The following is an 11,566-nucleotide window of genomic DNA, read 5'->3' as shown; positions in this document are numbered from 1 at the left end:
CCAGGGCGTCTTTCAATTCAATTTCTTTCGCAACTGTAACACCATCTTTGGTGATTGAAGGAGAACCGAATTTTTTATCAATAATTACGTTACGGCCTTTTGGTCCTAAAGTTACTTTTACAGCATTAGCGAGAATATCCACGCCTCTTTTCAAAGCATCACGTGCTTCAACATTATATTTAACTTGTTTTGACATTTGTTAAGATTTTAGATGTGGGAGTTATCCATCAACAGTATTGACATTTCACTCCGGGATTTAATTTTATTTAGTTTGAGGTATGAAGTCGGAGGTCCGAGGTCTGAAGTCCGACTTCCGACCTCAGACTTCCTTATAATGTTGCAAAAATATCAGCCTCACGCATGATAAGGTATTCTTTACCTTCGTGGGTTATCTCAGTACCTGCGTATTTACCGTATAAAACCACGTCTCCTACCTTGTAAGGCATAGGGATTAAATTTCCGGTTTGTTCTGCGTACTTACCAGGACCTACAGCTACAACTGTTCCTTTTTGTGGTTTCTCTTTTGCAGTATCAGGAATATAAAGTCCTGATGCTGTTTTCTCTTCAGCAGGAGCAGCTTCTATAACTACCCGGTCTGCGCTAGGTTTAATATTTAATGCCATATGTTATTATGTATTTAATTAATTGAATTTTACGTGACTTAGCCGTCACTAATTATGCCAAAGCAAGAAGGAGACAGATTCTTGTCAAAATTTCATTTTAAGCCGTCTGTCTATCTTTTTTTTGAGGCTGACGGTGTCATGCTGTCAGTTTAATGTCATGAAATAGGCAAATAAAAAAGGCCTCCTGGAGGAGGCCTTTTTTAAGATTTACTTAATTATTTTTTTGTCGTATCAGACGGCGTCGCGGCGGGCGCAGAAGGCAATGTCATATTTGAAGGTGCAGGTACAGCAGCAGGCTTATTTATCATGTCCTGAATTTCACGTCCCTCCTGGCTATCTGCTCCTCCTTTGTCGACTACCACATTGATCATAAGCGCAAGTACCATCAGGCTGGCAGCGAGGACCCAGGTCCCTTTTTCAAGGAAATCACCAGTACGTTGTACCCCCATGATATTATTTGATCCGGAAAATCCTGAAGAGAGGCCACCGCCTTTAGGATTTTGTATCAGCACGATTAATACCAGCAATACGCAAATCAGGATTGCCAGAATAACTATTGTATATAACATAATATCTAATTTATTTTCTTTTCTAATTCACGAATTTGGTCGGCAAAGTACGTGCTTTTTTCCGGAAATTTCAAACTTAATTTTTTGTAAGTCTCAATAGCCTTATGAAATAGCATCTGGTCGGTATAAATATGTGCTAAAGTTTCAGACACCAGGTCATTAGGATCTTCAGCACTCTTCCTTGCTTTGTTCTCATTATCCAGTTTATCGGAATTTGGGGGTTTAATCTGCGGCTCCTCCCGTATGAATTTCTCCACTATAAAATCTTCTTTACGTTTGACCTGGAAAGGCACCGTTTTTGGCGCATTTTCCAACTCATCTACGGGTGATTGCAGGTGGAAGATATTCTCAATAATTTGTGAACTAAGCTGATCAACTGTATTGCGTTTTATGCTCTGGCTTGTATCCAGGTGGAAACTAACATATGGCTGATAGTTTTGAGAATGCTCTTTCCGGGTCTTATCCAACCACCATAAGAATGAGTAAGGCATCTTGTCATCATCGTATCTCGAAACGGATTGACGATCATCTATAACAGCATTATGACTAATATTCTGGGCTATATCGTTTTCTGGCCTGAATACATTCTCGGTTTTGTCTGATTCGGCATCTAAACCCTTTTCTTCTCTTGAAAAATAAGACGAAGCAGCACTTTGTCTAACAAGCAGATCCAGTTCGTCATGGACTGTTGGTGTTTCAGGTTGTGTAGTATCCGTGTCATCTATAGGAGTTTCTATCAACTCACCATCCTCAAATTCATGATACTTTTGATCTTCCTTTGACGATTCCGGAGATTGTCCCGAATCACTAAATGCCAGTTCTGGTTCCGCTGCTTGTATATTTTCGAGATCGCCGTCGGGCTGGACTTCGCCAACCGCTTCCTCATTTTCCGGAAATAGGGTTTCATCTTCAACAACAAATTCAGCTTCACTTTCAGGCTCATCTGTGCGTTTATCCGCTACTTCTTCCTTTTCTGATGCCGTGTCTGGCGACTCTGCAATGTTCGTATCAGTCGATAGTATACTTCTAGCTTGACTTTTTATTGACTCGGGATCTTCAATTATTTTTCGGAGGACTACTCCATCGGCAGAAAATATGGCAGTTTTTGATAATTCTTTATCAAAAGTGTCTGAAGATGTATCTATGAGTGAACGCGTGTAGAATGACCTTAAAAGCTGAGCGTAAGGATATTTCCCGACCAAACCTTCAAGCACCTCCTTATCAGTGGAATTAATTCCAGCGGGATTGTAAACACAATCCGAAAATAGTTTTTTATCGAGCTCCTGAGAATTTGTCTGTTCCACTTTGCTGTCTGATTAATGAAAGCTAAAAAAAAATTACCAATTAGCGAAGGCCCTGTTGATGATAAGTTCAGACAGTTGGCGGTTGATTACCGTAATCAGTTTTTGCTGCTGCGATTCTAATGGGCCCTGATTTAAGCTGAATTCCTGACTTGCATTGAACGACTCTTCAAAATTCTGCTCTGGTTCCAATGTGTTTGTATATTTAACGTTGACCGTAACGGTTATCCGGGTTAGCCCAGCGCGATCATTACCCTGGATTGCAACAGGCCGAACAGTATAATCTGTTATTCTACCTTCAAAATTCGCTTCTGCTTCACCTCGCTCAATGCTTAAAGGGGTTTGATTTCTTATTCTTTCTTTTAATGCCTCGGTAAATTGATTCGCAAGATAGGGTACAACCAACATGGCGTTATTTTCGAAGAATTGAACAGATATAGTCTTCATTCCAACAGGAATTGATGTCCCCGAAAGCGTGTAAACACCGCAAGATTGAAATAGAAATACTGCCGAGATTGTTAAGCATGCAATATTTGATTTTAAGCGTTTATACATATCCGAAATTTAGAGTTCCAATTCTTTAATTTTGCGATACAAGGTACGTTCTGATATCCCAAGTTCGCGCGCAGCAAGTTTTCTTTTGCCTTTATGTTTTTTGAGTGCTTTCTTAATCAGATCCGATTCCTTATCCACAAGTGACAAGGATTCTTCAACTTCCTCAGCTTCATGGGTAATCTCATAAGACTTATCATGAGGTTTATGGATAATTAATTTGTGAGGATCCGACGAAATGTTGCTGTTTGCTGGTATTTCTATATCGCGGTACAGCTTATTGAGAACTTGCGGGTTAGGTTTAAAATCGGAATTGTTTCCGCCATTTTGAATGATATCCGCCACAAGCTTTTTAAGATCGGTCATGTCCTTTTTCATATCAAAAAGAACCTTATAAAGTATGTCTCTCTCAGAAAAATCTTCTTTTTCCTGATTCCGAATCCGCATAGGCAATGTGCTGCCAACCTCATTTGGAATGTAATTTAGCAGGTGTTGGGCCGATAGGTTTCGTTCCTTCTCAAGAACAGCAATTTGTTCTGCGATATTCTTCAATTGACGCACGTTTCCGGGCCAGCTGTAATCCATCAACATTTGTTGGGCACTTTGGTCGAGCTGTACGGATGGACTACGATATTTATCTGTAAAATCAGCAATGAACTTCCTGAACAGCAGGTTGATGTCCTCTTTTCGTTCACGAAGTGCCGGGACCTTCAAGGGAACAGTATTAAGTCGATAGTAAAGATCTTCTCTGAATTTCCCGGCCATAACTGCATCGAACACATCCTTATTTGTGGCAGCCATTACCCTCACATTCGTCTTCTGCACTTTTGATGAGCCTACCCGGATATATTCCCCCGTTTCTAAAACACGTAATAGACGAGCCTGAGTACCAAGGGGTAACTCAGCAACCTCATCCAGGAATATCGTTCCACCATCAACCACTTCAAAATAACCTTTCCGTGCGTCTGAAGCACCTGTAAAAGAACCTTTTTCGTGGCCGAAAAGCTCTGAATCGATTGTTCCCTCCGGGATTGCACCGCAATTAACAGCAATAAAAGGACCGTGTTTACGGGCACTTAATGAATGAATAATATGAGAAAAAACCTCCTTGCCACTTCCGCTTTCGCCAGTAATCAAAACTGAAATATCGGTAGGCGCGACCTGCCTTGCTATATCGATTGCCCGGTTAAGCAAGGGAGAATTTCCAATTATTCCAAAACGGTTCTTTATGTCTTGAACATCCATATCTTTTATATATCCAATGCTCCGGCGGCAATGTTTGTTTGTAGAATCTTCCCTATTAAAGTTGCAGGCGTGCACCTGTCAATCAACACATTTACATAATCACCCGGTTTATAATTTCCAGCGACAGGGAAAATCACTGTAATATTATACTCCGTTTTTCCGGAGAAATCCAGGTCTGATTTTTTTGAAAGACCATCTATAAGTACCCGGTAAGTTTTCCCAATATGTTTAAGCAATCTGTTATGGGACCCCTCTTGTTGTTTAGACAATATTTCATTGAATCGTCTTGTCTTAACATCCTGAGGAATATCGTCCTCGAATCTCTTCGCAGCAAGGGTTCCCGGGCGCTCAGAATAAGTGTACATATACGCAAAATCATACTGCACATAATCCATAATGCTCACTGTATCCTGGTGCTCCACCTCTGTTTCGGTACAAAATCCTATGATAATATCAGTAGAAATCGCGCAATCTGGAATGATCCTCTTAATTGTGTCAACACGTTCAAGATACCATTCACGTGTATAAGTACGATTCATTAAATCCAGTACACGTGAATTTCCTGATTGAACCGGTAAATGGATATGGTTGCAGATATTATCATACTTAACCATGGTGTATAATACCTCGTCTGTAATATCTTTTGGATGAGATGTCGAAAAACGTACCCGGAGCTGCGGATCAATTAAAGCCACCATCTCGAGGAGCTGTGCAAAATTGGTATGTTGCTGGCCGATAAGTTCAGTTTCTCCGGATGGTAAACCGGGGCTCCATTTATAGGAATCAACATTCTGTCCCAGCAGGGTGACTTCTTTGTACCCATTGTTAAACAATTCACGAGCTTCTTCAACGATAGAATATGGGTCGCGGCTTCTTTCCCTTCCACGTGTAAAAGGCACAACGCAGAACGAGCACATATTGTCGCAACCTCGCATGATAGAAACAAACGCAGAAATGCCGTTACTATTTAATCGTACGGGACTAATGTCAGCATAGGTTTCCTCACGGGATAAAAGTACGTTCACTGCTCTTGAACCTTCATCGACCTGATTTATAAGGTTTGGAAGATCCCGATAAGAGTCTGGTCCGATCACGATGTCAACAAGCTTTTCTTCCTCAAGGAATTTAGCTTTTAATCGTTCGGCCATACACCCGAGCACACCAATAGTCATTCCCGGGCTTTTACGCTTTGCGGCACTAAATTCTCTCAACCGGTTTCTGACTCTTTGTTCTGCATTATCACGGATTGAACAGGTATTAATAAAAATAACATCAGCTTCTTTGTATTGCGATGTAGTTTCGAAACCCATGTCGAGCATGATGGAGGCAACAATTTCACTATCAGCGAAATTCATCGCGCAGCCATAACTTTCTATATACAGCTTACGGCCTTTATATTTTGGCGTGCGTTCAATCACCAATGCTTCACCCTGGCGTGATTCATCATGCAAAGTGGGTTGTAAAACATCTTTCAGATCTCCTAGCCTCTCGAACATTATTAAATAAATTAGGCCGCAAAAATAAGAAATTTTCTCCTTAATGACAGTTTGGCAGTGACTGTTTTTAAAATAACTGATAATCTTTATTAAATTAGGCTAGGAATAAATTAGAACTGGTGGATTCTGGCCATGGTTTCAGATTAACAAAAAGTATGCAGAATAATTATGGGGCTAAATAGTAAGGGGATCGGGAAATGGAGATGGGCTCTATATTTTTTAATAGTTGTGGGTATACTACTGGCAGGTCTTGCAGTCTACTTCAATTACCGATGGAAGCCCATTCTTAGCGCCAGAATAAAAACTGCAATTCATACATCTACTAACGGCCTTTACTCTATCGAATTCGATAACATCCGAACCAACGTTATCAGTGGACGGATCAGTGTGAAAAATATCGTCTTCATACCGGATACTTCGATATTCAGTAAGGTGAGTACAGATAGCCTGGCCCCAAGACATTTATATAAGGTAGAGATAAAGGAGCTAATTTTAAGAAGGGTACATCCCTGGAAAATATATTTCGATGGGGTACTTGAAATGGGTTCCCTTGTTATCGACAAACCCAAGCTGCAGGTGACCTTTACAAACAGTAAGAGGAACAAAGAAACCACCACGCCGGACGTACGAACCACCTGGCAGCGCTTGAAGCCTTATCTCAACTCAGTAAAAGTTAATAAAATAACCTTTCAGGATGCGGACTTCCAGTACGTAGACCAGAGCGCGGCGCCTGAGAAAATAACTAATCTAAGGGGCTTAACAATCAGGATAAGCGATTTATTAATAGATTCATTGTCGCAATTTGATAAAACGCGTTTATATCATACCCGGGACATTTATGCTGAACTAAATTCCTACAAAAGCTTAACGGCAGATAGCAATTATACAATCCAGATCCAGCAGTTTACCGCTTCAACCGGGAAGCGATATGCTAAAGTAAAAGGCCTTCGCCTTGTACCTAAGTTTGGGGAAATGGAGTTTTCACAGCAGTTTAGCGTTCAAAAAAACAGGTATTCTATCGATGTTCAGGAAATGCAATTGAACAATATAGACTATAAGATGCTGAATATCAATAGGCGCCTGATAGCTTCCGGGCTAACAGTGAGAAAAGCAGATGCTTCAATCTTTTTAAACCGATCAATGCCAGATTCTTTACGCGACCGGGGGATGAATTTTCCCCAGTTTTCCTTAAAGCGATTTAAACTTGATGCTCGAATTGATACTGTATCAATTTTCAACTCCCGGGTATACTATTCGGAGTATAACCCTGATTCAAAACGAAAGGGCACGGTGATTTTTAGTAAAATTGGGGGCCGGATCTTCAATTTAACGAATGACTCTGCCAGCCTCAGCAAGAATAGTAAAGCCGAAGCAAAGCTTACTGCACTACTCATGGATAGGGGTAGATTTAATGTGAACATGCAATTTAATCTGGCTTCGCCCACAGGAGCTTTCAATTTCCGAGGCAATGTAGGGCGAATGGATGCCGATATGTTTAACAGTGCAATCCGGCCCTTATCGCTTATCGAGATCAAGTCAGGACAATTAAAAAAAATGGAGTTTAACGGGCAGGGGAGTACAAAAGGCGTTAAAGGCTCACTTGCAGTTTATTACAACAACCTCAAAATTGCACTGCTGGAAAGAAGTGAAAAGACTACCTGGCTGAAACGCCGTGGAATTGCATCGATTTTTGCAAATGTATTGATAATTGAAAGCGACAACCCTACACCTGGCCGCCCTGTAAGAAAAGTAAATTTCAGTTATGTCCGGCCAGACCACTCCTCATTCATTAATATGATCTGGAAAGGAATCTCGTCTGCACTGCTTGGAAGCATTGGCCTCGACGCCGAAACCCAGCGGGAAATAAAAGCCAGGTTAGAGAGGATGGAAATTGAACGTTTCCAGAGAGAGGAGAGGAGAGAAGAGAGGGAAAAAAGGAAGGTTAAAAGGAGATCGAACAGGAAGGCACAATTAAAAAAGTAGCGCGCATAGAAAAAGCTGCCTGGATCTCAGACAGCTTTTTATAATATTTAAAGAAGAATATTAAACTACAAAGTAGTTCCAACCAAATTCATCTGGCACACGACCGTACCTGATTTCGTTAAGTGTTTTTAATACGCGGTTAGAAAATTCTCTTTTTGCCGGATCCGGAAGTGTATAAATTTCGCCATCATGGCCAATTTCAGCAATATGAGCGATAGTAGCTGCCGTACCAACGCCGAAAGCGTCAGTAATCCTTCCTTCTTTTATCCCATCAAGAATTTCAGCAACAGAAATCCGCCTTTCTTCCACTTCAATACCCCAGCTCTTAACAAGAGTTATCACGGTATCACGGGTTACTCCTTTAAGTATGGTGTCACGAGTAGAAGGTGTAATTACTTTCCCATCCATCATGAACATAATATTCGCGGCGCCGAGTTCTTCGATGTAAGCGTGCTCACGTGAATCGGTCCAGATTAACTGATCAAAGCCTTCCTCCGTCGCCCTTCGACCAGGAAGCATAGAACCTCCGTAGTTACCAGCTGCTTTCGCGAAGCCAAAACCGCCATCACTCGCTCTGGAGAACTTGGTCTCAATCTTCACTTTAAGGTTCTTAGAAAAGTATGGTCCGACAGGTCCCGTCAGGATTATAAATTTATAGGTCTCAGATGGTGTCACGCCGAGGTATGGATCAGTAGCAAACATGAAAGGCCGGAGGTAAAGGCTGTGTCCTTCTTTGGAAGGAACCCAATCTTTATCCACTTCTACTATCGCAGAAAGTGCCTGCAAGTACATCTCAACCGGGATTTGAGGCATGCATAAACGATCTGCAGAAGCATTGGAACGTTCAGCATTTTTCTCAGGACGGAATATCGCAATACGACCATCCGCATGTTTATATGCTTTAATCCCTTCGAAAAATGCTTGTCCGTAATGCAGAGCAGAAATCGCAGGGTTTAGTGCGATATCCCCGTAAGGGATGATTTGAAAGTTTTTCCATTCGCCGCCTTGATAGTCAGCGATGAACATATGGTCAGAAAAAGTCTTGCCGAAAGGCAAATTATCAAAATCCGTCTTTGCCAGACGTGACTCCGCTGTTTTTGTAACAGAAATATTTAAAGTGTCGGTAAACATGGTAAATTGTGTTGGGAGGTGCAATTTACGGAATTTCAATAAAGTATCCTAAACTTAATCGTATCATCAATCTGCTTCAGGTCCTTTAGCACCTGCTTATCATATTGATCACTCACATCCGTAATTACATAGCCAATGCTCGAATTAGTCATGAGGTATTGACCCACAATGTTTATATCGTGATCTGCAAAAACCTGGTTTATACTTGCCATGACGCCGGGAACGTTGTGGTGAATGTGTATAAGCCTGTGAGCGCCACCAATACGGGGCAATTGTAAATTGGGGAAATTTAAGCTCCTGTACGTGTGACCATGATTAATAAAGTTTATCATGCGCTTCGGAATGAATTCCACAGCACCGGCATTTTGTTTCGGATCATCAAAAATCACTATCCCCATTTCGGTACAAATGTTTTTGGACAAAATTAACCCGCTGTTTCCGAGGTAGCCGATAGTTTTAAGTTTTACTGCACGCTTCAACTTTTCATCTTCAAGCACTTCGCCATGTGCGAGCAGCAGCATTCCAACATCAGCTACATATTTCTCTTCAAAGCTGGTTTTGTGACGTATCGAGAATCCATCCTTTTTAAGAGTCTGGATGGCAAGAGGCGGTACATCGCCAATAACCAGGCATAAAATCCGGTTTTTGGGATAAGATATAGCCCGTGGGAGATTGTTTACATAAAGGAACTCATCAAAGCTTGGTGTAATATGATCAGCCTTTTCCGCGACGGTCTTGCGTTCTATGTTTTCAGTGAAAGCGTAGAACTTCTTAATCATTCCAAATTCCTTGAGCTGGAAATCAGAATGGCCGTCGCCTATGCCGTAAATATCACCCTGTAATTTGAGGTCTTTTAAAAGAGTTACTTTACCACCTTCATTTGAAAGCGGATTGGATTCATCATAGCCGATTATCTTACCTGCGTCATCAAATGTGAATGTATTTGCATAGATATTCTCTTTGGAGATATGATAGGATGACACCACCGGTATAATAAACTCTTTGAAACCGCCGGATACGATAAGAACATCATTCGCGTGTTTCTTAAAGAACGTTTTATTACGTGAGAAGGAAGCGGAAACTTTTGTTTTAAGATGCGAAATGAGCTGTTTCAGGTGTCCTTTATTGGCTTCCAGCAGTTGGACACGCGCAGTCAGGCTTTCCCGGAATGACATTTTTCCCTCCATTGCCGCGTTTGTAAGATCTTCTATCTTCTTATAAATACCTTCCCGGTTAGGATGGTCGTGTAATGAAATTCGGGCAAGTTCATCAAGCGCTTCAACCTGAGTAAAAGTGCTGTCAAAATCTATAATGTAAAATTGCTTCAAGGGATTAATTTTAGTTGACATTGTAAGTTTTGCAGATTTCCGCTATCGACTCCTTAACTGATTTGAATTCCAAATTTAGAGCCTTTTTAATTTTCTCATTAGAATAATTTTGCTTTTTAAAGGCGCCGCGGACAGTCTCCCGGCTCAGCTTATTGTTTTTACCGGTTAATAGGGATATTAGGTCATTACCCAGCTTAGCTAAATTCAGCATCCAGGGTTTTAAGGCAGTTGCGGGTGGTTTTTTGCCCAGCTGAAATGCAATTTCAGCGAACAGATCGCGGTAAGTCCAGTTCTCGGCACTGACGATAAAACGTTGATTAGTGATTTTACTTTCCATCAGTTCGATCATCACTGACGCAACATCTTCTACATCAACATATCCGAAACTTCCGCCTGGATAATATGCTAAGCCCTTATTTATCGTATTAAACAATTCACCGCTTCCTTCTGTACCCGCGTTTTTACCGATGATTATCGAGGGGTTAACTATGACTGCTTTAAGCCCTTCCGCGGAAGCGCGAAACACTTCCATCTCGCTTTCGTATTTAGATACTGAATAATTTGTCTGACCCGAACCGAACTCCCAATGATGTTTTTCGTCAATTAGTTCTCCCTTCTTGCTGTCTCCAATGGCAGCAACAGAACTTACATGAAGGAACTTTTCCACTCCGGCCGCTACGCAAACATTCAAAAGATTCACAGTGCCTTCCACGTTAACTTTCATCATTTGCTTTTTATCCTTATGGGCAAAAGATATAAACGCTGCGCAATGATAAACTTTTGTAATTCCTTCGATGGCGTCTTCAAGGCTGTAGAAGTCGAGCAGATCCGCATTAAGCCATTCTATGCCATCTTTATTTTCCAGAATAGTAGGGATCACAGAAGAATCACGTTTAATGGCGCGAACTTTCTCTCCTTTTAGCAATAATTGCCTGACTAATTCTGAACCTAAAAAACCGGTGGCACCGGTAACTAATACCATACGAATGATTTTTCTTAAATGCTTTCAAAAGTAATTGAATAAAGTGATATTTGCCTTCAGTCTGATGTCATAATCCGGCTACCGCACAAGGTGTTTAACGGGAGCTATTCAATTTAATCGATTTCAGAAAATTTCCTATGTCTTTATCCGATTTCCTTTCTCCCATAAGTTTCAACCCACCGAAAGAAGGCTTTTATACGAGTCACCTGGGCGCAAAAGTTGAAGTCTACCATTCAGACTTTCCTGATCTTGACACGAATGAATTCGATTTAGCAATTATTGGTGTACAGGAGGAAAGGAACGCAACGGCCAATGCCGGAACCGCTCTTTCCGCTGAATATTTCCGCGAAAAGTTC

At 41.2% G+C, this 11,566-nt stretch carries 11 protein-coding genes and 1 pseudogene; 2 read left to right on the top strand and 10 right to left on the bottom strand.

Features of this window, described 5'->3' with window-relative positions:
• From WBJ10_RS06760 to miaB, 7 genes are all read right to left on the bottom strand, one after another.
• The coding region (locus WBJ10_RS06760; protein ID WP_424288756.1) for a TCP-1/cpn60 chaperonin family protein at positions 1 to 196 on the bottom strand (196 nt) is incomplete at its 3' end.
• Between the two features lie 133 nt (positions 197 to 329).
• The gene (locus WBJ10_RS06755) at positions 330 to 623 is read right to left on the bottom strand and encodes a co-chaperone GroES (protein WP_079703196.1); all 294 of its coding nucleotides are present in this window, start codon (positions 621 to 623) and stop codon (positions 330 to 332) included.
• Between the two features lie 215 nt (positions 624 to 838).
• The gene (gene secG, locus WBJ10_RS06750) at positions 839 to 1,192 is read right to left on the bottom strand and encodes a preprotein translocase subunit SecG (RefSeq protein WP_424288755.1); all 354 of its coding nucleotides are present in this window, start codon (positions 1,190 to 1,192) and stop codon (positions 839 to 841) included.
• 5 nt (positions 1,193 to 1,197) lie between these two features.
• Positions 1,198 to 2,496, bottom strand: a complete 1,299-nt coding sequence (locus WBJ10_RS06745) for a hypothetical protein (protein ID WP_424288754.1) — start codon at positions 2,494 to 2,496, stop codon at positions 1,198 to 1,200.
• Between the two features lie 33 nt (positions 2,497 to 2,529).
• Positions 2,530 to 3,048 (bottom strand): LptE family protein, encoded by a 519-nt coding sequence (locus WBJ10_RS06740; RefSeq protein ID WP_424288753.1) that lies wholly within the window; start codon positions 3,046 to 3,048, stop codon positions 2,530 to 2,532.
• Positions 3,049 to 3,057: 9 nt separating this feature from the next.
• Positions 3,058 to 4,290, bottom strand: a complete 1,233-nt coding sequence (locus tag WBJ10_RS06735; RefSeq protein ID WP_424288752.1) for a sigma-54 interaction domain-containing protein — start codon at positions 4,288 to 4,290, stop codon at positions 3,058 to 3,060.
• 5 nt (positions 4,291 to 4,295) lie between these two features.
• The gene (gene miaB / locus WBJ10_RS06730; RefSeq protein ID WP_424288751.1) at positions 4,296 to 5,786 is read right to left on the bottom strand and encodes a tRNA (N6-isopentenyl adenosine(37)-C2)-methylthiotransferase MiaB; all 1,491 of its coding nucleotides are present in this window, start codon (positions 5,784 to 5,786) and stop codon (positions 4,296 to 4,298) included.
• A 168-nt stretch (positions 5,787 to 5,954) separates the two neighbouring features.
• Between miaB and WBJ10_RS06725 the strand changes: the two genes are divergently transcribed.
• On the top strand, positions 5,955 to 7,769 hold the full coding sequence (locus WBJ10_RS06725; RefSeq protein WP_424288750.1) for a hypothetical protein: 1,815 nt from the start codon (positions 5,955 to 5,957) through the stop codon (positions 7,767 to 7,769).
• Between the two features lie 60 nt (positions 7,770 to 7,829).
• On the opposite strand, the gene WBJ10_RS06720 is transcribed toward WBJ10_RS06725, so the two are convergent.
• From WBJ10_RS06720 to WBJ10_RS06710, 3 genes are read right to left on the bottom strand one after another with little or no spacing between them, the layout of a single operon-like run.
• On the bottom strand, positions 7,830 to 8,900 hold the full coding sequence (locus tag WBJ10_RS06720) for a branched-chain amino acid aminotransferase (RefSeq protein WP_424288749.1): 1,071 nt from the start codon (positions 8,898 to 8,900) through the stop codon (positions 7,830 to 7,832).
• A 35-nt stretch (positions 8,901 to 8,935) separates the two neighbouring features.
• Positions 8,936 to 10,228, bottom strand: coding sequence for an HAD-IB family phosphatase (locus WBJ10_RS06715; RefSeq protein WP_424288748.1), 1,293 nt, complete (start codon positions 10,226 to 10,228; stop codon positions 8,936 to 8,938).
• 10 nt (positions 10,229 to 10,238) lie between these two features.
• On the bottom strand, positions 10,239 to 11,210 hold the full coding sequence (locus WBJ10_RS06710; protein ID WP_424288747.1) for an NAD-dependent epimerase/dehydratase family protein: 972 nt from the start codon (positions 11,208 to 11,210) through the stop codon (positions 10,239 to 10,241).
• A gap of 137 nt (positions 11,211 to 11,347) precedes the next feature.
• Between WBJ10_RS06710 and WBJ10_RS06705 the strand changes: the two are divergent.
• A pseudogene (locus WBJ10_RS06705) lies at positions 11,348 to 11,566 on the top strand (arginase); the annotation flags it as partial.

The sequence above is a fragment of the Daejeonella sp. genome (assembly GCF_049655485.1).
In the GTDB taxonomy this organism is placed as follows: domain Bacteria; phylum Bacteroidota; class Bacteroidia; order Sphingobacteriales; family Sphingobacteriaceae; genus Daejeonella.
The sequence above is the reverse complement of the archived record's forward strand: the minus strand, read 5'-3'. Positions and strand labels throughout refer to the sequence as shown.

Bases quoted from the DNA above. Each gene is read 5' to 3' on its own strand.
- WBJ10_RS06755 (WP_079703196.1), bottom strand. From the start codon at position 623: ATGGCATTAAATATTAAACCTAGCGCAGACCGGGTAGTTATAGAAGCT.
- secG (WP_424288755.1), bottom strand. From the start codon at position 1,192: ATGTTATATACAATAGTTATTCTGGCAATCCTGATTTGCGTATTGCTG.
- WBJ10_RS06740 (WP_424288753.1), bottom strand. From the start codon at position 3,048: ATGTATAAACGCTTAAAATCAAATATTGCATGCTTAACAATCTCGGCA.
- WBJ10_RS06735 (WP_424288752.1), bottom strand. From the start codon at position 4,290: ATGGATGTTCAAGACATAAAGAACCGTTTTGGAATAATTGGAAATTCT.
- miaB (WP_424288751.1), bottom strand. From the start codon at position 5,786: ATGTTCGAGAGGCTAGGAGATCTGAAAGATGTTTTACAACCCACTTTG.
- WBJ10_RS06725 (WP_424288750.1), top strand. From the start codon at position 5,955: ATGGGGCTAAATAGTAAGGGGATCGGGAAATGGAGATGGGCTCTATAT.
- WBJ10_RS06720 (WP_424288749.1), bottom strand. From the start codon at position 8,900: ATGTTTACCGACACTTTAAATATTTCTGTTACAAAAACAGCGGAGTCA.
- WBJ10_RS06710 (WP_424288747.1), bottom strand. From the start codon at position 11,210: ATGGTATTAGTTACCGGTGCCACCGGTTTTTTAGGTTCAGAATTAGTC.